At 59.0% G+C, this 25770-nt stretch carries 26 protein-coding genes; 12 read left to right on the top strand and 14 right to left on the bottom strand.

The window, feature by feature from the left end; translation table 11 throughout:
- Positions 1 to 43: 43 nt before the first annotated feature.
- The 4 genes from ACR0LF_RS18710 to ACR0LF_RS18725 all read left to right on the top strand — a co-directional run bounded on the left by ACR0LF_RS18710 (position 44) and on the right by ACR0LF_RS18725 (position 3963).
- Positions 44 to 502 carry a hypothetical protein gene (locus ACR0LF_RS18710; RefSeq protein WP_480582093.1) on the top strand — a complete coding sequence of 153 codons (459 nt, stop codon included), beginning with the start codon at positions 44 to 46 and terminating at the stop codon, positions 500 to 502.
- Positions 503 to 611: 109 nt separating this feature from the next.
- Positions 612 to 1229 carry a ribonuclease HII gene (locus ACR0LF_RS18715; RefSeq protein ID WP_480582090.1) on the top strand — a complete coding sequence of 206 codons (618 nt, stop codon included), beginning with the start codon at positions 612 to 614 and terminating at the stop codon, positions 1227 to 1229.
- A gap of 107 nt (positions 1230 to 1336) precedes the next feature.
- Entirely contained in the window at positions 1337 to 2440 is a 1104-nt protein-coding gene (locus tag ACR0LF_RS18720) for a DNA methyltransferase (protein WP_480582088.1), read from the top strand.
- 140 nt (positions 2441 to 2580) lie between these two features.
- Entirely contained in the window at positions 2581 to 3963 is a 1383-nt protein-coding gene (locus ACR0LF_RS18725) for an adenylate/guanylate cyclase domain-containing protein (RefSeq protein ID WP_480582085.1), read from the top strand.
- A 79-nt stretch (positions 3964 to 4042) separates the two neighbouring features.
- Here ACR0LF_RS18725 and ACR0LF_RS18730 read toward each other — a convergent pair whose 3' ends face one another.
- The gene (locus tag ACR0LF_RS18730; RefSeq protein ID WP_480582082.1) at positions 4043 to 5179 is read right to left on the bottom strand and encodes an alkane 1-monooxygenase; all 1137 of its coding nucleotides are present in this window, start codon (positions 5177 to 5179) and stop codon (positions 4043 to 4045) included.
- A 60-nt stretch (positions 5180 to 5239) separates the two neighbouring features.
- Entirely contained in the window at positions 5240 to 6295 is a 1056-nt protein-coding gene (gene mutY / locus ACR0LF_RS18735; protein ID WP_480582080.1) for an A/G-specific adenine glycosylase, read from the bottom strand.
- A gap of 81 nt (positions 6296 to 6376) precedes the next feature.
- Between mutY and ACR0LF_RS18740 the strand changes: the two genes are divergently transcribed.
- Together ACR0LF_RS18740 and ACR0LF_RS18745 are read left to right on the top strand one after the other, a co-directional pair.
- A complete protein-coding gene (locus tag ACR0LF_RS18740; protein ID WP_480582077.1) occupies positions 6377 to 6883 on the top strand; it encodes a DUF721 domain-containing protein in 507 nt (168 codons plus the stop codon).
- 13 nt (positions 6884 to 6896) lie between these two features.
- Entirely contained in the window at positions 6897 to 7559 is a 663-nt protein-coding gene (locus tag ACR0LF_RS18745) for a DsbA family protein (protein WP_480582075.1), read from the top strand.
- 42 nt (positions 7560 to 7601) lie between these two features.
- On the opposite strand, the gene lpxK is transcribed toward ACR0LF_RS18745, so the two are convergent.
- The 5 genes from lpxK to ACR0LF_RS18770 form a co-directional block, all read right to left on the bottom strand.
- Positions 7602 to 8600 (bottom strand): tetraacyldisaccharide 4'-kinase, encoded by a 999-nt coding sequence (gene lpxK, locus ACR0LF_RS18750; RefSeq protein ID WP_480582072.1) that lies wholly within the window; start codon positions 8598 to 8600, stop codon positions 7602 to 7604.
- A complete protein-coding gene (locus ACR0LF_RS18755) occupies positions 8587 to 9825 on the bottom strand; it encodes a 3-deoxy-D-manno-octulosonic acid transferase (protein WP_480582070.1) in 1239 nt (412 codons plus the stop codon). The genes lpxK and ACR0LF_RS18755 overlap by 14 nt, the downstream gene beginning before the upstream one ends.
- Positions 9822 to 10622: an inositol monophosphatase family protein gene (locus ACR0LF_RS18760; RefSeq protein WP_480582067.1), complete on the bottom strand. Its 801-nt coding sequence runs from the start codon at positions 10620 to 10622 to the stop codon at positions 9822 to 9824. Before ACR0LF_RS18760 ends, ACR0LF_RS18755 begins: the two co-directional genes overlap by 4 nt.
- On the bottom strand, positions 10609 to 11955 hold the full coding sequence (locus tag ACR0LF_RS18765; RefSeq protein ID WP_480582064.1) for a TldD/PmbA family protein: 1347 nt from the start codon (positions 11953 to 11955) through the stop codon (positions 10609 to 10611). Before ACR0LF_RS18765 ends, ACR0LF_RS18760 begins: the two co-directional genes overlap by 14 nt.
- A 172-nt stretch (positions 11956 to 12127) precedes the next feature.
- Positions 12128 to 13642, bottom strand: coding sequence for a DUF2125 domain-containing protein (locus tag ACR0LF_RS18770; protein ID WP_480627549.1), 1515 nt, complete (start codon positions 13640 to 13642; stop codon positions 12128 to 12130).
- Positions 13643 to 13782: 140 nt separating this feature from the next.
- Here ACR0LF_RS18770 and ACR0LF_RS18775 point away from each other — a divergent pair, with 140 nt between their 5' ends.
- From ACR0LF_RS18775 to ACR0LF_RS18785, 3 genes are read left to right on the top strand one after another with little or no spacing between them, the layout of a single operon-like run.
- Entirely contained in the window at positions 13783 to 14526 is a 744-nt protein-coding gene (locus ACR0LF_RS18775) for an SDR family oxidoreductase (RefSeq protein WP_480582058.1), read from the top strand.
- Complete coding sequence (locus ACR0LF_RS18780) at positions 14523 to 15131, top strand: enoyl-CoA hydratase/isomerase family protein (protein ID WP_480582055.1); 609 nt, start codon at positions 14523 to 14525, stop codon at positions 15129 to 15131. Before ACR0LF_RS18775 ends, ACR0LF_RS18780 begins: the two co-directional genes overlap by 4 nt.
- Positions 15128 to 15865 carry a VOC family protein gene (locus ACR0LF_RS18785; protein WP_480582052.1) on the top strand — a complete coding sequence of 246 codons (738 nt, stop codon included), beginning with the start codon at positions 15128 to 15130 and terminating at the stop codon, positions 15863 to 15865. The genes ACR0LF_RS18780 and ACR0LF_RS18785 overlap by 4 nt, the downstream gene beginning before the upstream one ends.
- Here the strand turns inward: ACR0LF_RS18785 and ACR0LF_RS18790 are convergent, their stop codons facing one another.
- Entirely contained in the window at positions 15866 to 16162 is a 297-nt protein-coding gene (locus ACR0LF_RS18790; RefSeq protein ID WP_480582050.1) for an HNH endonuclease, read from the bottom strand.
- A gap of 48 nt (positions 16163 to 16210) precedes the next feature.
- Between ACR0LF_RS18790 and ACR0LF_RS18795 the strand changes: the two genes are divergently transcribed.
- Positions 16211 to 17395, top strand: a complete 1185-nt coding sequence (locus tag ACR0LF_RS18795; RefSeq protein WP_480582047.1) for a TIGR03862 family flavoprotein — start codon at positions 16211 to 16213, stop codon at positions 17393 to 17395.
- A gap of 1 nt (position 17396) precedes the next feature.
- Here the strand turns inward: ACR0LF_RS18795 and holA are convergent, their stop codons facing one another.
- From holA to ACR0LF_RS18815, 4 genes are all read right to left on the bottom strand, one after another.
- Complete coding sequence (holA, locus tag ACR0LF_RS18800; RefSeq protein ID WP_480582045.1) at positions 17397 to 18425, bottom strand: DNA polymerase III subunit delta; 1029 nt, start codon at positions 18423 to 18425, stop codon at positions 17397 to 17399.
- Positions 18422 to 18913 (bottom strand): LPS assembly lipoprotein LptE, encoded by a 492-nt coding sequence (gene lptE, locus ACR0LF_RS18805; protein ID WP_480582042.1) that lies wholly within the window; start codon positions 18911 to 18913, stop codon positions 18422 to 18424. The genes holA and lptE overlap by 4 nt, the downstream gene beginning before the upstream one ends.
- Positions 18900 to 21452 (bottom strand): leucine--tRNA ligase, encoded by a 2553-nt coding sequence (gene leuS / locus ACR0LF_RS18810; protein ID WP_480582039.1) that lies wholly within the window; start codon positions 21450 to 21452, stop codon positions 18900 to 18902. Before leuS ends, lptE begins: the two co-directional genes overlap by 14 nt.
- A gap of 72 nt (positions 21453 to 21524) precedes the next feature.
- Positions 21525 to 21986: a DUF3576 domain-containing protein gene (locus ACR0LF_RS18815; protein ID WP_480856452.1), complete on the bottom strand. Its 462-nt coding sequence runs from the start codon at positions 21984 to 21986 to the stop codon at positions 21525 to 21527.
- Positions 21987 to 22291: 305 nt separating this feature from the next.
- Here ACR0LF_RS18815 and ACR0LF_RS18820 point away from each other — a divergent pair, with 305 nt between their 5' ends.
- Positions 22292 to 23371 carry a porin gene (locus ACR0LF_RS18820; protein WP_480582036.1) on the top strand — a complete coding sequence of 360 codons (1080 nt, stop codon included), beginning with the start codon at positions 22292 to 22294 and terminating at the stop codon, positions 23369 to 23371.
- Positions 23372 to 23472: 101 nt separating this feature from the next.
- Positions 23473 to 24132 carry a YggS family pyridoxal phosphate-dependent enzyme gene (locus ACR0LF_RS18825; RefSeq protein WP_480582033.1) on the top strand — a complete coding sequence of 220 codons (660 nt, stop codon included), beginning with the start codon at positions 23473 to 23475 and terminating at the stop codon, positions 24130 to 24132.
- Here ACR0LF_RS18825 and ACR0LF_RS18830 read toward each other — a convergent pair.
- A complete protein-coding gene (locus ACR0LF_RS18830) occupies positions 24116 to 24616 on the bottom strand; it encodes a L,D-transpeptidase family protein (RefSeq protein WP_480582030.1) in 501 nt (166 codons plus the stop codon). The two genes, ACR0LF_RS18825 and ACR0LF_RS18830, sit on opposite strands and share 17 nt — an antisense overlap.
- On the bottom strand, positions 24613 to 25704 hold the full coding sequence (ribA, locus tag ACR0LF_RS18835) for a GTP cyclohydrolase II (RefSeq protein WP_480582027.1): 1092 nt from the start codon (positions 25702 to 25704) through the stop codon (positions 24613 to 24615). Before ribA ends, ACR0LF_RS18830 begins: the two co-directional genes overlap by 4 nt.
- Between the last annotated feature and the right edge of the window lie 66 nt (positions 25705 to 25770).

Here is a 25770-nt window from a genome sequence, read left to right on the forward strand (position 1 = left end):
GGTCTGTCACACGGTCGCCCAATCAATCAGAAGGACACGCATCATGCATAAGAAATTCATCGCTTTGATCATTGCGACCGCTGTTGCCATTACCGGTGTCTCGGCCTCTCAGGCACGGGCTGCGGATGCAAAGGACATTCTTGGCGGGTTGGCCGCCATCGCGATCATCGGGGCCGGAGTTCACTATTACAACAAGGAAAAGAAAAAGGATCGGGCGGCACGCCATCAGACCTATACCCCGGCACCTTACACTCCACAGCCAGTGCGCCCTCTGCCGCCGCGTGTGGCGCGGTACGACCTGCCGCAGCGCTGCCTGCGCACATACAACGGCTATTCACAGGATCATCCGCTGCTTGGACCGAAATGCCTTAAGAAACACTACAAACATGCCAATAGCCTGCCGCAAGAGTGCAAGGTCGGATTCTGGAATGGTCAAAAGGTCAAACGGGCATACGAACCCGCATGCCTGCGCCAGAAAGGATACCGTGTCGTTTACCAGTAACATCGGTTGAGCAGGAGCGGCGCCAAAGAAGCGCCGTGTGAGAGAGGGTGGTTTGGGCCACCCTCTCTTTTTCCTTGCGGTGCCGTACGAAACACGGTTTTCCAAAGGCATGACAAAGCCAGATTTTGAACTAGAGCAGGCGCTGCTGGACCGGGGCCATATCCGTATCGCAGGTGTGGATGAGGTCGGGCGCGGACCGTTGGCCGGGCCGGTTGTGGCCGCCGCCGTGATCCTGAATCCGCAGAACATCCCCGAAGGGTTGAATGATTCAAAGAAGCTGACGGCTAAACGTCGGGCGGCACTGGACGCAGAGATTCGGAGCAGTGCCGCATTTGCGGTGGCCGAAGCCTCGGTTACCGAGATTGACGAGATCAACATCCTGAGGGCATCGCATCTGGCGATGGAGCGCGCGGTTGAGGCGCTGTCGCCAGCACCGGATTTCCTGTTGATCGACGGCAACTTGATTCCGCACGGGCTGACACTCCCATCGCAGGCCGTAGTGAAGGGGGATGCCCGGTCGGTGTCGATTGCGGCCGCTTCGATCCTTGCGAAAAACTGGCGTGATCAGGTGATGGTGGATTTGGCGCAACAGCATCCGGGTTATGGATGGGAGACAAACGCCGGTTATCCGTCAAAACAACACAGGGAAGCGCTGCAAAATCTCGGGGTGACCCCACACCATAGACGTTCGTTCAAGCCGGTCCACAATATCTTGTATCAAGAGTAAATTGTAAGTCGCTGATTCAAAAAAGAAATTGACGGCGAATCGTCTTTGACTCATCCTTGTCTCAACCAAATGAGCGCAAAAGCGCCGTGGACACTTGAGGCAGTGATATGACAACGACCACCAAAAAGGGCGCAAAAGCGCTCCCAATAAACACGATTCTATCCGGGGACTGCATCGATGTGATGAACAGTCTGCCCGAGGCGTCGGTTGACCTGATTTTCGCTGATCCGCCCTATAATCTGCAGTTGAAAGGTCAGTTGCACCGCCCGGATAACTCTCAGGTGGATGCGGTTGATGATCACTGGGATCAGTTCTCCAGCTTTGGGGCCTATGATCAGTTTACCCGCGAATGGCTGAAGGCGGCGCATCGTCTGCTCAAGCCCAATGGCGCGATCTGGGTGATTGGCTCGTACCACAATATATTCCGCGTTGGATCGGCGTTGCAGGATGCGGGATATTGGATTCTGAACGACGTGGTGTGGCGCAAGTCGAATCCGATGCCGAATTTCCGGGGCAAGCGCTTTACCAACGCGCATGAGACGATGATCTGGGCGTCCAAGCGTGAGGGCGCGAAATACACGTTCAACTATGAGGCGCTGAAAGCCCTGAACGAAGGCGTCCAGATGCGCAGCGATTGGGTGCTGCCGATCTGTACGGGGCATGAGCGTCTGAAGGATGAAAACGGCGACAAGGCGCATCCGACGCAAAAGCCGGAATCGCTGCTGCACCGCGTGTTGATCGGTTCGACCAATCCGGGCGATGTGATTTTAGACCCGTTCTTTGGGACCGGGACCACTGGGGCCGTTGCCAAGATGCTGGGCCGTGAATTCATCGGGATCGAGCGCGAGGAAAGTTATCGCAAGGTAGCCGAGAAGCGCATTGCCAAGGTACGCAAGTTCGACCGCGAGGCGTTGGAGGTCAGCGCCAGCAAACGCGCCGAGCCGCGCGTACCCTTCGGCCAACTCGTCGAACGCGGGATGCTGCGTCCGGGAGAAGAACTCTATTCCATGAACCAGCGCCACAAGGCCAAGGTGCGCGCCGATGGCACGCTGGTGGGCGACAACGTCAAGGGTTCGATCCATCAGGTGGGCGCGCATCTGGAAAACGCCCCGTCCTGCAACGGCTGGACATACTGGTGCTTCAAGCGTGACGGCAAGACGGTTCCGATCGACGTGCTGCGCCAGCAGATCCGGGCCGAGTTGCACAATTGATTTCACCAACACCGCCGGTGCCTGTGGCCTGACACAAGGCACTACGCCTTGCCCCGCCGATCCAACGGCGGGGTCTTTTGTTTTGGCATCAACAGTGATTGCATGAGGCTGACCCTGACACTGCAAGAAAGATCACGGCCATGACCGAGACGACCGCGCAGCCCCGCCGCAGCCTGTTTTTCACGCAACCGGATACGTTCGATCTGGACAATAAATACACCGAGGCTGCGTTAGAGCGGCACAAGCGTGAAGGGTTGGAACTGGCCGTGCGCGCGCGCTGGGTGGCGATGGCTTTGACCGCGTTTCTGCTCATATTCCTGAATCCGCACTGGGAGGTGCTTTGGTATCACTTCATCCTGCTGCTGATCTGCGCCAATGGATGGCTGATCCGCCGCGCGGGTCGCGTTGGACAATCACGGGTCGAGCTTCTGTTGATCTTTGTCGATCTGTTGATCATGACGCTTGGGATGATCGTGCCCAACCCGTTCAGCGATGATGTCCGGCCGCTGGCCATGCAATACCGGTTCGACAACTTCCAGTATTTCTTCGTCATTCTGGCGGCCGGGACATTGGCCTATTCCTGGCGGACGGTGATTGCCATCGGGTCCTGGACGGCGATGATGTGGACGGTGGGGTGGATCGTCGCCTGGTGGGTGGCAACGCCCATTCCGGGGATCAGCGAAAAGGTTGCTCAGGCCTTGCAGGGCTATCCGGATGTCGCCGAGCTGCTGGATCCCAACAGTTTCATGGCCCCTCAACGCATCCAGCAGGTGATCGTTTTCATTATGGTGGCGGTGACTCTGGGCATCTCGATGCGGCGTCTCAATCAGCTTTTGATGAGCAACGCGGGGTTGGAGCGGGAAAGGGCCAATCTGTCGCGCTATTTCTCACCCAACGTGGTGGATGAGCTAAGCCAGAATGACGAGCCGCTGAAACAGATTCGTAAAGAAGATGTGGCGGTTCTGTTCATCGACATTGTGGGCTTCACCAAATACGCCGCCGGGCGCGACCCCTATGAGGTGATCGAGGTGTTGCGCGGATTCCATGCGCGTATGGAAACCGAGGTGTTCCGTCACCATGGCACATTGGACAAGTATCTGGGCGACGGCTTGATGGCGACCTTTGGCACCCCGGTGCCTACGCCCTTGGATGCAAGCAATGCATTGGGCTGCGCACGTGCGATGGTGGGCGTGATCGATCGCTGGAATCTGGATCGCCGCGGGGCCGGAGAGCCCGAAATTCATGTGGGAATCGGCGTGCATTACGGCTCGGTCGTTTTGGGGGATATTGGTGCAAACCGGCTGGAATTTGCTGTCATCGGTGATGCGGTCAATGTGGCGGCCAAGCTTGAGGCGCTGACACGCGATTTCAACGCGCGTATCGTTGTCAGTGATGCCGTACGGGCGCGGGTTGCCGAGGAAAACCCCTCGGCGACGGATGCCCTGGCCGATTTCGTCGCACATCGAGACCAATCGGTGCGGGGGGTTGAGGACCCGATGGATATCTGGGTGATGAAAGACTGAGGCCCTCCCGCCCATCAGAACAGCATCAAAGATGCGGTGCTGATGGTTGGGCCAGGCAGCGCGCTGATGCGCGCTGCGGTCACGCCTTGGGGCTTGGGTTCAGGGATTTGTTGTAGGGGTGCCAGTCGGTGATCTCGGGGTAATAGTGGCGCCGCCATTCCCGGACGCGCGGGTTCATAACCCGCCGCCACACCGGTGGGATCATCGCGGCCACTGTCATGACGGGATAGCCATAGGGCAATTGCGGAGCTGCTTCCGGTGCGTGGTGTTGCAGTAACGGGAACCGACGGTTCGGTTTGTAGTGGTGGTCAGAGTGGCGCTGAAGGTTGATCAGCAACCAGTTTGAAGCCTTCTGCGAGGCATTCCATGAATGGCGGGGCAGAACATGTTCATAGCGCCCATCCCCCAGATGTTTTCGGGTCAGGCCGTAATGTTCTACGTAATTGACCAGCTCAAGCTGCCAAATCGCGACGCCCGCCTGCAACAGGAACAAGGCAAGACCAGACCAACCGCCGATCAGGGCCGCGAGAGTAAGCATTGCGCCTTGCAATGCCCAATATCGCCAGAATGGATTGGAGCGATCTGTCCATGGACGATCTTTGCGGGCCAGTTTGTCGCGCTCGGCTTTGAAGGCCGAAACCAGGCATTGCCACAGAACGCGGGGATAGAAGCGGTGAAACCCTTCGTTATAGCGCGCCGTGACCGGATCGCGCGGAGTTCCCACATGACGGTGATGAACCAGCAGATGCTCGGACCGGAAATGGGAATAGAGCACCATGGCAAGCAGTATATCCCCCAACCAGCGCTCGCCTCGGCTTTTCTGATGCATCAGCTCGTGGCTGTAGGTGATGCCGATCGTGCCTGAAATGACGCCCATGCCGAAGAAAAGGCCGATTTTTTCAAGCGTCGACAGGTGAGTGCTGTGGGTTGCGTACCAGATCAGGCCGAACAGGGTGAGGAACTGAATGGGCGCCCAGAGTTTGGTCAGAAGAATGTACCACCGCAGCGCATCGTCCGAGGCATTCGGATCGGCGTTTTGTGTGTCAAGCCCGGTGATCCGGTCCAGCACGGCAAAGGCCCACCACGTCGCAAGTGGTACGAGCAGAACTGACCATCCTCCGTTAAAGGCCGAGAACCAGATTATCGGTATCAACAACAGAGACATCCAGAAGGGGGATGCCGAGTGCCAGCGGGACAATGTGCCTGTTGCGATCATCTTCTTGCTCCGACTTTTTGGGCATAGCCTAGCTGTGACGCGAAGACTTGCACAGCGGTCTTATTGTCCTCTCCACAGATCATAAGCTTTGCGCATCACCGTTGGCAGGTTGCTGGGTTTGAAACTGTGCTTGTCCACCGCCGTCAGATTGTCAGGAATACTATGATCTTCGATCTCGGCAGTCCAAATCCCAAGAATCAGGTGGAAATGTGTAAACGTATGGCGCACTTCACCCGGCAACATTGTCCACTCTGCGGGGAACGGCGCTTGTTCGGTCGGGTCGTCGTTCCACTCGGAACCGGGCCAGCCCAGCATTCCACCCAACAGCCCCTTGTCAGGTCGACGTTCCAGCACCATGGCCCCGTCTGTTCTGCGAGCGATGTAAACGTGGCCATAGCGGGTCGGCTTGGGCTTTTTCGGTGTTTTTCGGGGAAGATCGGCTTGGGTGCCTGCCATTCGGCTTTGGCATGGGTCGCGCAGGGGACAGATACCACAGACCGGAGATTTTGGCGTGCAGATGGTCGCCCCCAAGTCCATGACGGCCTGCGCGTAGTCGCCGGGGCGTGTGGAGGGTGTCAGAGCCGACGCTTTTTCCTTCAGCAGAGGTTTGGAGCCGGGCAGCGGGTCATGAATGTCATAAAACCGGGCCATGACCCTTTCGACGTTTCCGTCCAGCACTGTTTCGGGCTGATCGAAGGCGATGGCAGAAATCGCAGCGGCGGTATAGGGGCCAATGCCGGGGAGTTTCAACAGGGCCTCAAAAGTGTCGGGAAACTCGCCGTCATAGTCCTGCGCCACAACACGCGCGCATTTCAACAGGTTTCGGGCGCGGGCGTAATAGCCAAGCCCGGCCCATTCGCCCATGACCTGCTCATCCTGTGCGGCGGCCAGCGCCTGAACCGAGGGCCAGCGGGTGGTGAAGCGCAGGAAATAGTCACGTACCGCCGCCACGGTGGTCTGCTGCAACATCACTTCGGATAACCAGACCCGATAGGGATCGGGTTGAACCCCGTTGGACCGATCTGCCGGGCCGATGCGCCATGGCATTTCGCGGGCGTGGCGGTCGTACCAGTCCAACAAAGCGGCACTGACGGAAAATTCAGTGGTGTCACGCAAGTTTTATCAATCTCCCTGTCAGGTTTCGCTGGCACCCGGTGTTCTGCCCATTACAATAGCGGCGTAGGAGTTGGAAACCAGATGCAACGCAGACGTTCTTCGACCCGCGGGTTCAAACGCACCGCATCTTTGCTGAACGACCAGATCAGGCGCGCCGGCGAAAGCCGGGGCTTTGCCGTTTCGCGCCTTTTGACCCACTGGGCCGAGATCGTGGGCCAGGATACAGCTGCGATCGCGCGCCCGGTCAATGTGGGCTATGGCAAGGGCGGTTTCGGTGCGACTCTGACCGTGCTGACCACCGGCCCGCAGGCACCGATGCTGGAAATGCAGAAGGAACAGCTGCGCGGCAAGGTCAACGCGGTCTATGGCTATAACGCCATCAGCCGTATCCGGATCACCCAGACCGCACCGACCGGATTTGCCGAGGGGCAGGCCAGTTTCGACCACAAGCCGAAGCAAGCCAAACCAGAGATTGCACCTGACGTTGTCGCCGAAGCAGACAAAGTGTCGCGTGATGTAAATGATGAAGATTTGCGCGCGGCCCTTGAACGTCTCGGGCGTAACGTTTTATCCAAACAGAAACGTTGAGAAAGGGCTGAAAATGAGCCGTATTGCAACCGTAATCTGTACGGCTGTCGCCGTAGCTGCTGGCGGCTATTGGCTGACACAGTCGAACACAACCGCAACCATTCCACTCGTCGGTGCCGCCGAAGCGCAAGAGGCAGAGGTTGACACCTCGACTATCATCGAAATGGTGCAGGGCGCCGAAGATGCGCCGGTCGAAATCATCGAATATGCGTCCTATACCTGCCCGCATTGTGCAAACTTTCATCAGGGCGCGTACAAGCAGCTCAAGAAAGACTTCATTGACACCGGCAAGGTCAAGTTTATCTACCGCGAAGTCTATTTCGACCGCTATGGCCTGTGGGCGTCGATGGTGGCGCGCTGTGCCGGTCCCGAGAAGTTCTTTGGTATCACCGACCTGATCTACGAAGGTCAGTCGGAATGGACACGCGCCGGCGGCCCGGCCGAGATCGTGGACGAGCTGCGCAAGATCGGTCGTTTGGCCGGTATCGACGGCGATCAGCTTGAAGCTTGTCTGCAGGACGGTACCAAGGCGCGGACATTGGCCGCATGGTATCAGGAAAATGCCGAACGTGATGGCATTCAGGCGACCCCGTCCTTTATCGTGAACGGCAAGAAAGTCGACAACCAGTCTTATGCAGACTTCAAAAAGCTGATCGAAGACGAACTCGGTAGCTAACCCTTTTCCGGTCGGCCCTTTTGATGGGGCCGACCGGGTCTATTACGGGGCGGGTGCTGCCTTCAGCAACATGTCCCTGACCTTGTCAGATTCGCCGACTTGCAGACGGACGGGCAGAGTGATCACTTTGCTTCGAAATGCTGATGGCAGGCGAACGGCATCTTTTTCGGTTGTGATCATCTGAGCCCCCAGTTGACGGGCCTCGTTTTCCAGACGGGCCATCAGGGCAGATGTCAGGGGCTGATGATCGTCCAAAGCTTCGGCGCGGACCAGATCCACGCCTTGCTGTCTAAGCGTCTTAAAGAACTTCTCGGGGTGGCCGATACCGGCGAACGCCAGGGCGCGTGTTCCGGTCCAGTCCATGCCTGTTTTCAGGGGCTCGATTGCGCCCGTGACGTGGGGAACGGTCAACTTACCGCTCCACTGATCGGCGAAGGCCTTTTGCGCATCCTCATCGCCGATGGACAGCACCAGATCGGCCCGTTTCAGCCCCACATTGACGGGCTCCCGCAGTGGACCGGCTGGCAGGCACAATCCGTTTCCGAATCCGCGTTGAGCATCCACAACGATGATCGAGAAGTCCTTGGCAACCGAGGGGTTCTGAAAACCGTCATCCAGAACAATCACCGAGGCCCCCGCCGCCACAGCAGCACGGGCCCCCGCCGCCCGGTCTTTGGCCACCCAAACTTCGGCGAACATTGCCAGAAGCAGCGGCTCATCCCCAACTTCGGCAGCAGTATGCTTGGAAGGATCGACCTGAACCGGCCCCTCCAAAGCCCCCCCGTGACCGCGTGTGACAACATGTGGTTTGTGCCACGCATCTCTCAGCTTTTCGACGGTCCAGATCGCCGTTGGCGTCTTCCCGGTTCCTCCCGCGTTAAGATTGCCGATGCAAATCACCGGCACCCCGGGCCGTTCACCGGTTGTCGAGGCGACTCTGCGCGCGGTTGCCGCCGCATAAAGACGTCCCAGCGGTGCCAGCAGACGCGCCCTCAAATCCGGTTTGTCCGGGGTCGTGTTCCAGAAATCAGGTGCCCGCATGATCTGCACTCCGCTGATCCAGAATATCCTGCACCATATCGACGAGGGCGTCAGCCTGTGGTGCGCCTTCGGTTAACATCCGCCATCCCGCCAAAGCCATGCCAGCGGCACGATCCGGGGCCAGTAGCTGCACAACAGCGTCGCCCAGTTCGGTGGCCGTTTTGACCTCTTTTGCGGCTCCAACGTAGCGCAGGCTGGAATAGAGTTCCTGATGGCGCTGCACAAAGGGGCCGAACGTAATGGCCGATCCCAGCGCGACCGCTTCCGAAGGGTCCTGACCGCCTGCGCCGCGTTCCAGCGAACTGCCCATGAAGGTCACTGCCGACACGCGATGCCATAGACCCAGGTTTTCAGGGTCCGAGGTCAGAACAACCTGCGTGGTGTCTTCGATCAAGTCACCCTCATCCCAATTGACGCAGCGCAAATCCATTGATTCCAGTCGCCGTTTTAAAGGGGCCGCTTCCTGCTCGTTTGCAACATGCAGCACCAGAACCAGCCGGTGCAGCATGCGCAACGCCTGACGATGGGCTGTCAGAACCGAGATAAATTCCTTGTCCTGAACCCATGCCGCCAGCCAAACCGGGCGTCCGGCAAGCGTGTGGTTGGTCTCGATCAACTCATCTTCGGGCCAGGGCCGGGGGTTGGGGCTGATCCGCAAAGGGGGTGATTCCGCGACCTTTGCGGACGGTACGCCAAGACGCCGGATTTGCCGTGCGGTTTCCGAAGAAGGTGTCAGGATCTTGCGAAAACAGTCAAAGGTCACGCGTGTGATGTCTGGTAACCAGCGCGCGCTTCGGGACAGCGATACCGTGAACTGAGCGTCGAACAGAACCAGTGGAATCGCATGTTCATCGGCGCGGGTGATAATGTTGGGCATCAAATCGCCGCCAACCCACAGCCCCATACTCGGATACCAGTATTCAAGAAAGGTGCGTGCCGCCCCGTTCTGTTCTTGTGGCAGGTTGATCAAAGGGAAACTGCAATCCGGCCAGGTGATCAAATCCGCATCCGGTGGTGCGGTCAGCAGGAAGTTCAGTTCAGCCCGAACCTGCAGCAGCCGACGGCAGAAATCATTCACGGCCCGCAGACGATCCGGTGTTGCCACATGTATCCAAACCAACTCGCCCTTGGGGCGCGGCAAGTCGGATTGCGGCTTGGATCCGTTGCGCATTCCCCATGACAGCACCCTGTAGGCGGCAAGGCTAAGTGAGCGCGGCTTGCTCATGTTCCGATCCCGGGTCCGACCGGATCCAGTTGTGCTGAAAGCTGCTGGTGCAGTGAAGCGTTGGCTGCGATGACGCCATTCAACCGAGGATGGGCGTTGTTGAACACGAGTTTCTGCCCCATGCGATCCGAACAGATGCCGCCAGCTTCGCGAATGATCAGGTCACCTGCGGCAATGTCCCATTCCCAACTGGGGCGAAGGGTCAGCATCGCGTCGAACCGCCCCTGCGCAACCAATGCCATGCGATAGGCCAGCGACGGGCGGTACGTGCGTTCGAAATCCGGGGCCAGCCCGTTACGCCAATGTTTCGCGTCAAGGTTCGGCTTGGCAGCCAGAACTTCCGATTGCGCAAGCTTTGTGGTGTCGGAGGCCGAGATCGCCTCGCCATTCAGCGTCGCACCCTGACCGCGCGCTGCCGCATACAACAAATCGCGCATTGGCAGATAGATGACGGCTGCGGTCACCTCGCCATTGTCGGCGACAGCTATGGAATGCGCCCAGGTGCGCGCGCCTTCTGCGAAGCTGCGGGTCCCGTCAATCGGATCGATGACAAACGTGTTGCTGCGGCTCAGCCGGTCGGCCGAGTCTTCGGATTCCTCGCTGAGCCAGCCATACCCCGGTCTCGCCGAACACAACCGCTGTTCCAGCATCTCGTTCACGGCCAGATCCGCCTCGGTCACAGGTCCGGCACCGTCGGGTTTGTCCCAGCGCTGCGCCTGCGTCCCGGAATAGCGCGTGGCGATCTTGCCGGCCTCCAGTGCCGCTTCGATCAGCAGGGGCAGGTCAGTTGCCGGCAAGTGTCATTCCTTCGATCAGTAGCGATGGCACCACGCGCGACAGATAGGGACGTGCATCGTTCGCCGGAATGATCCGGCGCAGCATGTCACGCAGATTGCCCGCGATGGTGCATTCATTGACCGGATGCGTGATCTCGCCATTCTCGACCCAAAATCCCGATGCGCCCCTTGAATAGTCACCGGTGTTGGGGTTGATCGTCGACCCGATCATCGACGTCACCAGCAATCCGGTGCCCATATCGCGCAGCAGATCCGCGCGGCTTTGGTCGCCTTGTGTCAGGCTCAGGTTCCAGTTGCTGGGCGACGGCGGGCCCGAGACGCCACGCGCGGCATTGCCCGTGGACGCCATATCCAATTTGCGCGCGCTGGACAGGTCCAGCGTCCACCCCGTCAGAACCCCGTTTTCCACAATTGCCCGGCGTTGTGTCGGCAGCCCTTCGGCATCAAAGGGGCGCGAGCCCGAGATGCGCGGGCGGTGCGGGTCTTCGATCAGTGACAGATGGGCTGGCAGAACCTCCTGTCCCAGACAATCTTTGAGCCAAGAGGCGCCCCGCGCAATCGCCGCGCCATTGCTGGCCGCCAGAAGGTGGCCGATCAGCGAAGACGAGATGCGTTCGTCAAACAAAACCGGGTAACTTCCTGTCTCGGGTTTGCGCGCGCCAACCTGTTGCACAGCGCGTTCGCCTGCGGTGCGCCCGATTTCGTCCGCGCTGCGCAGGTCGGACCGGAATGTCCGGCTGTCGCCGTCATAATCCCGCTCCATCCCCGTGCCTTCGCCCGAGATTGCAACGCAGGATATCGACCGGCTGCTGCGTTCATACCCGCCAGAGAATCCGTTTGTGGCGGCCAGATGGACCCGGTGGGTTCCATAGCTTGCAGCCGCATCCGACACTTGGGTGACGCCAGTGACTGCCAGTGCCGCGGCCTCGGCCGCCAAAGCATCCTGCATCAGAGCCTCAGCCGAAGGGGCCGGGGCAGGGTCCAGCAGCTCTAGCGCTTGCCCGTCCCAGTCCGTGACCAATTGATTCCCGTCGGCCAGCCCGGAAAACGGATCTTCCGGAGCTTCTTTGGCCATTGCCACCGCGCGCTCAGCCATCGCCCGAAGGGTTTCCGGACGGCTGTCGGAACTGGACACGATGGCGGACTGTTTGCCCAGAAACACCCGCAATCCCAGATCGGTGCCTTCAGAACGCTCCGCATGTTCCAGCGCGCCGCCCCGTACTTCGACCGCGACCGAGGAGCCGTCGAGAACGATGGCATCCGCCGCCTCTGCGCCTGCCTGGCGGGCCACATCAAGCAACTGCTGGCTGATTTCTTCTGGTGTGCGGGTCATGAGGCCTCCGGGTTGATTGCCAAGGACCTAGCCTTGGACCGCCCGCCCCGCAAGACCTGTGACCAGATTGTGCGGTGAGGATTGCGGTGAACCCGCGCCGATTCAGAGGTTTGGGCAGGGATCATCCGGCAAGAGAAAGGGCCGCAAGGTGCGCGGCCCGATCCGATGATACTCACTTGATACGCTGACCATTCGCCAGGATCTGACCGTCTTCGGTGAACTCGATTTTCGAATTCAAAGTGTCGGGCTCTTCGCCCGGAACAGCCATCAGGCCCATCATCATCCGGGCACCGAGCGCGTCATTGTCCGAGATGATCCCCATGCCGATCAGAGTGTCGATCAACTGGTTGGCACCAACAAGCTGCAGGTTCGCCACACCGCTCGGGCTGGGCAGGCCATCAAACGCCTCGGTATTCGTGTTGTCGAACGCGAAATCACCGTCACCTGTCAGTTTGGCCCCGACCAGTGAGATCAGCAGCTCGTTGATCTTCAGAGAATGCAGTTCCCCCGGGGCCTCTTCGGACTCGATATCGATCTCAGGGTCGAAGATGTTCATCAGAACCTTTGCCGTCCCTGTTGCGTCCAGAGCAATCGTTGCCGGATCACGCGGCAGCGCGCCCGCCGGGTCGAAAATGCCCCACAGCACGTCCGACATGGTGAAATCAGTCAGGTTGAGCCCGAATCCAAACGGCTGAACCTCGTCCGATTGCTGAATCGGAAACTCGAAATTCAGGCCCGCTTTGGCCATCGACAGCTCAATCGGGAAGGGCAGCCCTGCCGTTGTGACGGCAAGTTTCGTGCTGTTCTGGTCGATATCATAGGCAACCTTCTCGGCGTCGATGCTGGCGGCAAAGCGCCCGCCCTCGGAGGTGCTGTTCATCGAGAACGCCTGACCTTCGCTGGTCCCGCTCAGATCCGTGCTGCCCGAGGCGTAGGTGAAGGTGCCGTCAAACGCGAAGCCCGCTTCGTAAAACGCTTTTGGATCCGAAAGGTCAAAATCCAGCGGGACCACGTTGTCGCCCTCAAATGCCAATTGGTCCAGTTGACCGTTTATCAGACCGTTTTCGCCACTTTCAGGATCTTGAAAGTTCAGATTATAGGTCAGTGCGGCCGCATTGAAGGTTTGACTGATGTCACGTTTTTCGCCGACCTGCATCCGAGAGCTGCCGGAGAGATCACTTGCTTCAGCAGCAATGCCAAAGACTTCATTCGGCAGAGCCTCACCATCGACCTCAATCGAATCCAGTGTCACGCCCAACTTGTCAGCCGTATAGTCATAGGTCATGTCTTCGGGGCTGCCCGAGACGACCATGTTCAGCTGGCTATGGGAATATGTGACGGTGGCTGCGAATTCTTCATCCTCAGACGTACCCTTGACATCCATGGGAAAGCTCTCGGGCAATCCAACGGTAACTGTTCCGTCACCATTTTCGGTCAGCGTCATTTCCGGCATGACCATCTGAAACTGCCCCTCTTCCTCGGGGAAGGCCAAGGAAAGCGTCATGTTTGAGATTGTGGTGACGTCGCCTGCGGTACTTTCGTCCCCTGTGACGGTGTAACCCATCGAGGTGAAATAGCTCTGCCAGTCGGACCAGACATCATCTGCCGTCAGGTCGGCAAACGCCCCTTGGGTGGCAACGGCATAAGCCAGGGCAGCGCCGCAGGTGCGGCGAAGGAAAACGGACATAAGGTAACCCTTCTTGATCAATTTGTGGCGCATGGTCGGGTTTGCAGCCGGTATCGTCAAGGGGGCAAGGGCTGGACCCTTTCCCCGTTTCCGCGTTACGGCTGTAGCCGACAGCAATTGCAGCGCGTGAGGAGGGGCAAATGCAGGGAAAAACGGTTCTCATAACCGGGGCCAGCCGTGGAATTGGAGCTGAGGCAGGGCGCGTATTTGCCGCAGCCGGGGCGAATGTCGCATTGGTGGCCCGCAGCCGCGATCAGATTGACGCTCTGGCGGCCGCGTTGGGCGATCAGGCCATCGCCCTGGCCTGTGACGTCAGCGATTTCGCGCAGGTGGAACAAGCCGTGGCCACATGTGTTGACCGGTTCGGTGGGTTGGACGTTCTGATCGGTAATGCGGGCGTGATTGATCCGATCTTTCATCTCTCGAACGCCGATACAGAGGCGTGGAGCAAGGCCATCGATATCAACCTCAAAGGTATCTTCTACGGCATGCGCGCGGCCCTGCCGGTGATGCGGGCCGCTGGCGGAGGGAGCATTTTCACTATCTCATCCGGTGCGGCTTCGAACCCGGTCGAAGCCTGGAGCCATTACTGCGCCTCAAAGGCCGGGGCCAAAATGCTGACGGAATGCCTGCATCTGGAAGAGGCTCATAACGGCATTCGCGCCATGGGCCTGTCACCGGGGACGGTGGCCACCGATATGCAGCGGTCAATCAAGGCCAGCGGCATCAACCCGGTCAGTCAGTTGGATTGGGATGTCCACATTCCCGCAGACTGGCCCGCACGCGCTTTGTTGTGGATGTGTTCCGATGATGCCGATGAATTCCTGGGAACCGAAATCTCGCTGCGGTTGGAAGACATCCGCAAACGGGTTGGGCTGATATGATCGACCTGACGCAAGAGGATGGTCTGTGGACTGTCACCATCAACAATCCTGACAAGGCAAACGCTCTGACAGGTGCAATGCTGACAGAGCTGGCAGAGATTGCCGAAGCCGCGACAAATGCGAAGGCCTTGATCCTGACAGGAACCGGCAAGGTGTTCAGTGCTGGCGCCGATCTGGACGAAGCGCGTGCCGGTCTGGCCACGTCGGACGTTTGGGAACGGCTGTCCGGTGCCATCGCGGCACTGCCGTGCCTGACCGTTGCGGCGTTGAACGGGACGCTGGCGGGCGGTGCCAACGGTATGGCACTGGCCTGCGATCTGCGTATTGCGGTACCGTCGGCCAAGTTCTTCTATCCGGTGATGAAACTCGGCTTTCTGCCGCAACCGTCCGACCCCAAACGGCTTGCGGCCTTGGTCGGACCGGCGCGCACAAAACTGATTCTGATGGCAGGTCAGAAAATCACTGCGCAAGAGGCGTATGCGTTTGGCCTCGTGGATCGGATTGTCGAGCCAGATTACTTGCTGCAAACCGCTCGTGATCTGGTGGCAGACAGCGTGAACGCTGATCCCAAGATTGCTGCAGGCATAGCAAGGTTGTGTTCATGAGGATGTCGGCCCTGCGGCTGCGCGTCGCCGACCCCGGCCGGTTGGCCGCGTTTTATCGCGATGTTCTGGGCATGTCAGTACGCATTGAAGGCCCTAACCGCCGCGTGGGCTATGAAGGCGAAGACGCTGACCTTCTGCTAATGCCGGGCGGCGGCGGATATACCCATGACCGAGGGCAGCGATATTGGAAGATCGGGATCACCGTTCCGGATGTCGATCTTGCGGTCGCCCATCTGCGCGGTTGCGGTGTTCCGGTGAGCACGCCGAACCAGTTCCTGGATATCGGGTACATGTGCCATCTGGCTGACCCCGAAGGGTTTGTCATCGAGCTGCTGCAACATGATTTCAAAGGCAATCGCCCGCCGCAGGCGGCTGATCCGGATGCACCCTTCGCGCAGGCAAGAATCGGTCAGATTACCCTTCGAACCGGCGATATCGCCTCTGAAGATGCGTTCTGGCGCGCGCAGGGCATGTCATTGTTGTCAATGCAGGAAGTCGCGCCTTACGGTTTTGACCTGCATTTTTTTGCCTTCGCCGAAGAATCCCCGCCGAATCCCGATCTGTGGGCCGTTGAAAACCGCGAATGGCTGTGGAAACGGCCCTACACGACGTTGGAATTCCAGCATATCGCAGGCGCGCAATTCACGCGCGTCCCGGATTATCAGGGCCTTGAAATCGAGGGGGTATCGGAACCCATCACGGACATTTTTGGCGATTCGATCCTGCCGCGCTGACTATCGCCCCCGCCGCTTACCCGGTACCTTCGAACGAAATCCGGGTGGGCGTTTGCGCACCCAGTTCAGGAATTTCTCAAGCCTCGGATGCGTACGCAGGGTCTCGACCGTGTTGTAACTGCGTGCCAATTCGGCCTCGGTCAAGGTGGCGTGAACTTCTTTGTGGCAGATCTGATGCAGAAGAACGGTGGGTCCGCCCTTGCCTCCTTTGAGTTTTGGGATCAGATGATGCAGGCTGCCACCCCCGTCAGGGATCGGGCGGTCGCAAAGCGGGCAGATCGGATCGCTGTTCGTCATAGTGATTTAAAACTTGCGCCGATGAAGGGCGAAGGCAAGAGGGTGTAAATGGCGCAGGCAATGGTGATCGGAGCAGGCCCCGCCGGGTTGATGGCCGCCGAGCAACTGGCCGCAGCCGGGCATTCCGTGCTGGTGGCCGAGGCCAAACCTTCGGTCGCGCGCAAGTTTCTGATGGCAGGAAAGTCCGGGCTGAACCTGACAAAGGATGAGCCATTTGAAACCCTGATCCGCGCCTATGGCGAGGATGCCAACTGGCTGCGCCCAATGATTTCCGACTTTGATGCTGAGGCTGTACAGCACTGGGCACGCGGGCTGGGTCAGACGCTGTTCACCGGTTCGACCGGGCGTGTGTTTCCTGACGTCATGAAGGCCTCACCCTTATTGCGGGCCTGGTTGGCACGGCTGGGGGATGCCGGGGTTGAGGTCAAAACCCGCTGGCGATGGTCAGGCTGGGACGGTGCAACGCTGATGTTTGACACTCCGGACGGACCGCATAGCATTTCGACTGATGTCACCGTGCTGGCGCTGGGCGGGGCAAGCTGGGCGCGCCTTGGCTCGGATGGGCAATGGGCACACGCTCTCGTCGGCAAAGGCGTGGATCTCGCTCCTTTTGAGCCTGCAAATTCGGCCCTATCCGTTGATTGGAGCCCTCACATGCAGCCCCATTTTGGGGCAGCGTTGAAATCGGTTCGCTGGATAGCAGGTAATTTGGAAAGCCGTGGAGAAGCTGCGATTTCTGCAAGGGGGCTGGAGGGCGGCGGGCTCTATTCGCTCACCCCGGCCTTGCGTGCCGGGCAGTCGCTGTTTGTAGATTTGATACCTAACCTGGATCAGCAGGCCCTGCAGGCGCGGTTTTCGGCGAAGCGGTCGAAAACCACGCTGTCCCAATGGCTGAAAAAGTCGCTGAATCTGTCCCCTCAGAAAATCGCGTTGTTTCATGAAATGGCCAAGCGCAGTGGCACGTCTCAGTCCTCAGACGTGAACGTTTTAAAGAAACTGCCGATTCTGCACGCCGGTTTACGCCCAATGGACGAAGCCATATCCACCGCAGGCGGCGTGAAACGTTCAGCATTGGATGACGGGTTGATGATGACAGCTTTGCCCGGGGTGTTTTGTGCTGGTGAAATGCTGGATTGGGAGGCGCCAACCGGGGGTTACTTGCTCACAGCTTGTCTTGCCACCGGACGTTGGGCCGGGCAGGCTGCCGCAGGCTGGTTGGATCAGACCGCGTGAGTCAGCGCGATCGCGCCAGCATTGCCAATCGGATCATCGCGCGTTCGACCAAGGCCATGGCCGGGGCGGTTTGACCGGCAGAGCGCAGTGACAAATCCGTATCCGTCAGAACCGTCAGCGCAGTTTGCAGCTTGGGCGCACCCCAACCCTGTGCCTGTCGCAGGATACGATCACGCCGTTTGCCGTAAACCGGCGGACGCAGCTTGCCGATACCCTGAGCAGCACCCCCGGGATCCGAAGCGCAGGCATAGAGCGTCCGAAAATGCCGGGTCGCCCCGATACACAGCGTCACGCCATTGGTGCCTTGCGCCTGAAGCCTTCGGATCAGTGGCCCGATTTCACCCGCGCGGCCTTCGGCAACGACGTTGAGCACGTCGTCCAGTGCCGCCTCGGTCGAGCGTGGCGCGCAGGCTTCGATATCTTCGATGGTCAGCTCGGAACTGTCTCCGCGTTTGTAAAGCGACAGTTTTTCAACGGTTTGGGCAAAATCACCGGGGCTAAGGCTGACCGCCAGTTCGCTGATAGCAGACATGACATCGCGGGGTATGTTTTTCAGGCCGGATTCAGTCAGAACCCGTTCCACTTCGGCGCGGGATGGCGGATCGTCGTATATGCCAACGGCGTAGGCCGCCGGGTGCCCCTCAAACGCTTTGCGAATCTTCGAGCTGGGTTTTAGTTGCCCCGCTGTCACAATGACCTGGGCGTCTCCGGGCGCCCAATCCTCAAGCGCGGCCAGAATCGCAGGGGCGGCGGTTTCGGTGGCGTCTTCCACGAACACGGCGCGTGGGCCGGGGAAAAAGCCAACCGCCTTGACCGCATCCAACAGCAGAGCAGGGTCGCCGCGCAGATCGCCACCCGGCAGACGGGTCAGGCGCATTTCCTCTTCAGCGCCGGGACCAAGCAAAGCAGCCAGAATCTGTTGTCGCTTCAAAGCGACCCGCATGGCATCCGCGCCGTAGATCAGCAGCCCGGTCTTGTTCGCGTCCGGCTTGGCGAAATACCCATCAGCCTCGCGCGGGCTCAGCTTCATGCGGTCAGGCCCCGTGTTGTGTAAAGACGGTTCACGATCTGACTGGACAGAATCACCATCAGCCGCTCCTTGGCGTCACGCTCATCTGCCAGCGTGGAAACGGTCGAGCCCGAGGCAGAGTACGACACAAAATCTGTCACATTGCCCGAGGCCACGATCTGACCGGTTTCGTTGGACCGCAAGGCATACTGAGCCTGTCCGTCAATCGTGTACCGTTGCGTTTCGTTTGTCGTGGTGATGGCGGCGCCACGGGTCACGGTCGAGACCTGAACTTCCAGTTTGTAGTCGTTGACCGACGCTGCGCTTCGGCCCAGCTGTTGTTCCAGATTCTGAACCAGCAGGAAGCTGTCCACGGTGTTGGGGTCGGACACTTCAACCCGGCCGTACAAGGCCGAACCCGAACCGCCGGGGGCGTAGACAGGTTCAAAGCCGCAGGCGGCCAGCGCCAGCGGCATAAGCAAAAAGGTTCTGCGATCAAACAACGACATTCACGATCCGACCCGGAACTACGATCACTTTCTTCGGCGTGTTGCCATCCAGCGCCTTTTGCACAGCTTCGGTGCTGAGTGCGATTTTTTCAACCTCGTCCTTGGCCAAATCCTTGGCCACGCTGATTTCCGCGCGGCGCTTGCCGTTGATCTGGATCGGCAGGATGACCGTATCGTCAACCATCATCGCCGGATCGGCAACCGGCCATGGCGCGGTGGCCACCAGCCCTTCGCCACCCAACAACTGCCACAGTTCTTCGGAAAGATGCGGGGTCATGGGCGACATCAGCTGTGCCAACGTTTTGGCCGCCTCGCGTTTTGCTGCGGTGCCCGCTTTGGATTTCGCCAGAGTGTTGGTGAACGCGTAGAGCTTGGCGATCGAGGCGTTGAAACCAAAGGATTCGACACCTCCTGTTACGTCATGGATGGCCTTGTGCATCTCGCGCAGCAGGGTTTCATCCTCGGCGTTGGCCGGATTGTCCGATTCGGCGATTTCCGAGGCGATCCGATGCACGCGGCTCAGGTGCTTGAATGCCGCCTCGGCCCCAGCGGCTGTCCATTCCACATCGCGCTCGGGTGGCGAATCGGAAAGGACGAACCAGCGTGCGGTATCCGCACCAAAGGCCGAGATAATGCTGACCGGGTCGACCACGTTCTTTTTGGACTTGGACATTTTGGCCGAGGGGATGATCTCGACCTCGGTGCCGTCAGCCAGTTTTCCGTCGGTCACGTCCTCGGGCAGGTGATAGACCGGACGGCCATTGGCGTCGCGGGTCTGGTAGATCTCATGTGTCACCATGCCTTGGGTGAACAACGCATCAAAGGGTTCGATGGCTTTTTTCGGCAGGTGGCCAGTAATGTTCATCGCCCGCGCGAAGAAACGGGAATAGAGCAGATGCAGAATCGCGTGCTCGATCCCGCCGATATACTGGTCGACATTCATCCAGTATTCGGCCTCGGCCAGATCGGTAGGCGTTTCGGCGCGCGGGGCAGTGAACCGGGCGAAATACCACGACGAATCGACGAACGTGTCCATCGTGTCGGTTTCACGCTTTGCATGTGCGCCGCAGGAGGGGCAGGGCGTGTCACGCCAATTCGGGTGACGGTCCAGCGGGTTGCCGGGGATTGAGAAGTCGATGGGTTTGCCGTTGCCATCATCATAAGGCAGCTCAATCGGCAGGTTCTCTTTCTTCTCGGGCACTGTTCCGCATTTTTCGCAGTGAACAACGGGAATCGGGCAGCCCCAATAGCGTTGGCGGCTCAGACCCCAATCGCGTAGGCGGTACTTGGTGACGCCTTCGCCCCAACCGGCCTTCTCCGCAAAATCGACAGTGGCGTTGATCGCTTCATCCCCTGTCGCCTCGGTCAAACCGGTGAAATGGTTCACCCAGCGGACCTTCTCGGTCTTCGGCGGTACAAAGGCGATCTTGTCCACTGGCGTTTCGTCATCCAACGCAAAAAAGGTGTCGACAACCGGAAGACCGTATTTGCGGCAGAAATCGAGGTCACGCTGGTCATGCGCCGGGCAGGCAAAGATCGCGCCGGTGCCATAATCCATCAGGATGAAGTTCGCGATCCAGACCGGCAGTTCCCAGTTCGGGTCCAGCGGGTGTTTGACGCGAATACCGGTGTCATAGCCCAGTTTCTCGGCGGTCTCGATAGCCTCTTCGGTCGTACCACCCTTACGGCATTCGGCAACAAATTCAGCGACTTCCGGGTTTTCGGCCTCAAGCTGTTTGGCGATCGGGTGATCGGGCGAGATTCCGACAAAGGACGCGCCCAGCAGCGTGTCAGGGCGAGTCGTGTAAACGGTGATCGGCTCGCCTGCGTCAGTACGCTCGAAGCCGAATTGCAACCCGCGCGACTTGCCGATCCAGTTCTCCTGCATCAGACGCACCTTGGCGGGCCAGCTATCCAACGTATCAAGTGCCTCCAGCAGTTCCTCGGAATAATCCGAGATTTTGAAGAACCACTGCGTTAGTTCACGGCGTTCCACCAGCGCACCCGAGCGCCAGCCGCGCCCGTTTTCCACCTGTTCGTTGGCCAAGACGGTCATGTCGACCGGATCCCAATTCACCACGGCGTTCTTGCGGTACACCAGCCCGGCCTCAAGCATATCCAGGAACAGCGCTTGCTGCTGGCCGTAATATTCCGGATCACAGGTGGCGAATTCACGCGACCAGTCGATCGAAAGGCCCAGAGGCTTCATCTGTCCGCGCATGTCGGCGATATTGCCGTAGGTCCAGTCCTTGGGGTGACCACCAATGGCCATCGCGGCGTTTTCCGCAGGCATTCCGAACGCGTCCCAGCCCATCGGATGCAATACGTTATGGCCGGTCGCCAGCTTGTGCCGCGCGATCACGTCGCCCATCGTATAGTTGCGCACATGACCCATATGGATTCGGCCCGACGGGTAGGGGAACATCTCAAGCACATAGTATTTCGGCTTGTCCGCCTTATGGTTGGCGGTGAAGATTCCGGCCTTATCCCAGGCCTCTTGCCATTTTGCTTCGATTTCGTTGGCCGAATAGCGCGACATTGTGCGGTCCTTCGTGAATGAAAACGCCGGGTAGGAACCCGGCGTGGTATTAGTGTGATTTTCGGCGAGTTGCTAGAACTTGTTGTCCGCGATGCGCAGCTGACGGGCACGTGACAGAATCGCATCCTCGACTGCGCGGGTTGTCGCCGCGCTCACCGGAGAACCACCGCTGGATTGCAGGGCGACGGACAAAGACCGTGCTGCCAGCGCCGGATCGCTGATATGCACGGTGGCTCTGTATGACCGTCCCCCGCCCGGGGGAGTGCCGTAACCCGTTACGATTACACCGGTAAAGGGATCAACCTCCTGCACGGGCAGGAAATTCAGCACATCCAAAGACGCAGCCCACAGGTATCGGTTTACATTCGTGGTCTGTTCAGCCGTACTGCGATCGAAGATATCCCAGATCGTTGTGCGTTCGGGATCGTTCAACTCTCGCTCTTCGGTGTTTCCGCTGGCAAGGTTAGGGCTGTAAGTGGTCGAAGTGCTTCGATTCTGCCCACATGCCGCAATAGTGGTGGTCAGTATGATCATTCCCAAAATCGTCGGCAGACGCATTGTCAGCAGGTCCCGTTTCACTAGTTGAACAGTATTCAGGGCATACTCCTAGCCAAGGACCCACGCTGCAACAAGCCTATTCTTCTGAATTCCAAGTGTATCACCCGGATCAGGGCGAAAACGAACTGTGGCATCCTTGCACCAATTTGACCCCAATGACAGGACCGGGTTTATGCCAAGCTTGCGTAATGGGGGCAAAAAGAGCGAAACGGTGTCCGTGCTGAGACATATGCCGAGGCATGTGTCGAGTAGATAACATTTTTGAAACCGAGGGAAACAAGATGAAAAAAGTTCTCTTTGCAACCACGGCGCTGATCGCGACCGCAGGCGTTGCAGCAGCTGAAGTAAACTTCAGCGGTTATGGCCGTTTTGGTATCGGCTACAAAGAAGACCGTGCCGAAGTTCTTACACAACGCGGTCCGGGTGCAGATGGCCTGAACGGCACTGCTGATGACGTTCGCGGCGTTGCAACCACCCAGCGTGATGACGCCATTCTGGTTTCGCGCTTCCGCCTGAACATCGACGGCATCGTCGAAACCGACGGCGGCGTTCGCTTTGAAGGTCGTGTTCGTCTGCAGGCTGACGAAGACAGCGGCAACGGTGAAGCCAACGCAGCTGGCCTGAACGGCGCACGCTTCTCGGTCATCTTCGGCGGTCTGCGTGTTGACGCGGGCAACGTCGCAGGTTCGTTCGACAACCTGGCAAACTACTACGGCAACGAAGTAGGTCTGGAACTGTTCGCAGGTCAGTACTCGGGCGTCAACTACAGCTTCCTGGCGTACTCGTCGACCGGTGCGGGCGCAAACGCTGTGTTCTTCCAGTATTCGGTTGGTGACTTCTCCTTCGGTGCGTCGTACGACCAAGCTGAAGTAACGTCGGTAACCAACCCAGGCGGTACCGCATTGCCAGCGCTTCCTTCCGTCGGTACTGTGACCACACGTGACGCTGACCGTTGGGATATCAGCGCGACCTACACCTTCAACAACATCACCGCAGCAATCGCATACGGTCAGACCGACGCAGGCACAGGCAGCGACCCGAGCCTGACCGTTCTGACCCTGGGTGGTGAATGGGGTGACTTCGGCGGTACACTGTTTGTCGCAGACGACGCAACTCAGGTTGCTTCGACCGACGGTACCGCATGGGGTCTGTCGGCATCCTACAACCTGGGCGCCGCGACCACCCTGCTGTTCACCTACGGTGACGGTAACGCTTCTGCTGACCTTCAGCAGGTTGCTGTTGGTGCGATCTACGACCTGGGTGGCGGTGCATCGCTGCGCGGCGGTATCGGTCGCAACGACTGCGACACCTGCGCAAGCGACACCATCGTTGCTGACTTCGGTGCTCAGTTCAACTTCTAAGTTGATCTGAACCGTAAGGTTTAAGGGCGGGTCTTCGGACTCGCCCTTTTCTTTTGGGGCGACATGGTGTTTTTCTGCGCCAAAGACAGATTGAGGGCCCCATGTCGTTGCAAGACATCACCGCACGTATCGCCAAGGCTGAAACTAAATCGGACCGCACCGCAGGTTCCGTCAAACTGATCGCCGTGTCCAAGGTGCAGCCGAACGAGCGTGTTCAGGCGGTACTTGAGCAGGGCCACAGATGTTTTGGCGAGAATCGGGTTCAGGAGGCCGCCGGGAAATGGCCAACCTTCAAAGAGCAGTTCGAGGGGATCGATCTGCACCTCATTGGCCCGTTGCAAACCAACAAGGCCCGGCAGGCGATGGAGTTGTGCAATGCGATCCATTCGGTGGATCGCCCCAAACTGGCCAAAACACTCGCTCGGTTGGCGCAAGAGATGGGAGCCTGCCCGGATCTGTTCATTCAGGTCAATACGGGAGAAGAAGAGCAAAAGGCGGGGATACGTCCCGCCGATGCAGACAGTTTCATTGCTGAGTGCAGGGCTCTGGACCTACCGGTGCGCGGATTGATGTGTATCCCGCCCTTCGATGAAGAACCCACGCTGCATTTCGCACTATTGGCCAAGATCGCGGCGCGAAACGGGCTGGAGGGATTGTCGATGGGGATGAGCAGCGATTTCGAGCAGGCCATTGCCTTAGGGGCGACCCATGTCCGTGTGGGCTCGGCCATTTTTGGCGAACGGGTCAAGCCTCAGGAATAATCAGGCGCGTTCCAAGGGCAATGCGCCCCGCGATCCGGTGCAAATGATCTCGGCGAAAGGCAACGCAGCCTTCGGTCGGATAGCCGGGCCTGCGCCATTGGTGCAGGAAGATCGCTGATCCCTTGCCGGGAACGGCATTCGGCCAGTTCCAGTCGGTCAACAGGACCAGATCGTAAAGCGGATCAGCCCGACGCAGTTTTTCGTGGCTGAACGCATAGGGGGCAGGAACCATGTGATTGTAGTGGCTGTCTGATACGTCATCCGACCACAAGTCCTGCGGCCCAATCGGAATGGCCCAGGAGGTGGGTGCAGCCAGCCGATCAGGCCGGAAGAGCATCCCAACGATTCGATGACATCCAATGGGTGTTGCCCCATCGCCTTCGCGCTTCGCGCTGCTCAAGCCGCCTTTGCCTATGGAGCAAGGGAAGGTCCTGCCCAGAAACCGAACGCCGCGCGGGGTCAGTACAAGGTCACTTGGGGTCACAGCAAGTGACCTGATTTTGCGGCTTTTGTGGCCAGATATCCGCGGTTATGTGCGGTTTCGCCGACTTTCAAGGGCACGCGTTCGGTCACGGCAATCCCTGTCCGTTCCATCATCGCGATCTTGGCTGGGTTGTTGGTCAGCAGACGGACAGAGTTAAAGCCCAAAGATTTCAGGATATCCGACCCAAGCCGGAAATCGCGTTCGTCATCCTCAAACCCCAGCCTGTGGTTCGCCTCGACCGTGTCAAAGCCCTGATCCTGCAAGAAATAGGCCCGCATCTTGTTGGCCAGGCCGATGCCACGCCCTTCTTGATTCAGATACAGAAGAACACCGGCCCCTTCGGTTCCCATCTGTGCCAGAGCGCCGCGCAATTGCGGGCCGCAATCGCATTTCAGACTGCCCATCAGATCACCTGTGAAACAGGCGGAATGCAAGCGGGCCAGAACCGGTTTGTCCCGATCCGGACGGCCAATTTCGACCGCGTAATGTTCTTCTCCGCCGTCTTCCGGGCGGAAAACATGCAGACGGCCGGCTTCGGACACTTCCATTGGCAGACGGGCGGCGACAACCTCATGCAACGCACTCCGGTCGGCCAGATGGGGGGCGGCGCGTGTGTGGTCGATGCATGTCAGGCCGTGCGAGGCGGCAAATTCAACTCCGTCTTCTATGGGCACGACGATTGCGGCAGGGAGGATGCGCGCGGATTTCGCCAAAGCAATTGCGATGCGGTGCAGGTTGGCATTGCCGTGCCGTTCGGTCATCAGCGGGCCTTTCATCGGCGCATTCAGATCGTCAGACGGATCGGCAACCGCCTGAACCCAGTTGATATCTGCATCCGCTGGAATCGAAACCCGTGCCAGATCTCCGTCATAGGCCCGCGCCTTGAGGGTTTCGGCCCGCCGCCCTGTGATGGCCACCACCGGAGCGCCGAGTTTCTTCAGATCAGCCAGGCGCTGCGCGCTGAGCGTCTCCGCTGAAACGGCGAGAACGCTAAAGCCGCTGTCGTCGGTCAGCGCAACGGGCACGCCCATACGCAGATCAGCCCGGGCCCGGGCCAGCAATTCGGTAATATCGGGGGTGAGACTCATCCAGGTGACCCTACAACGTTCAGACTTTCTCCTAGCTCTTTCGAAAGGAAATGTGAAACAATTCTA

This window comes from Ruegeria sp. E8, from assembly GCF_056533985.1.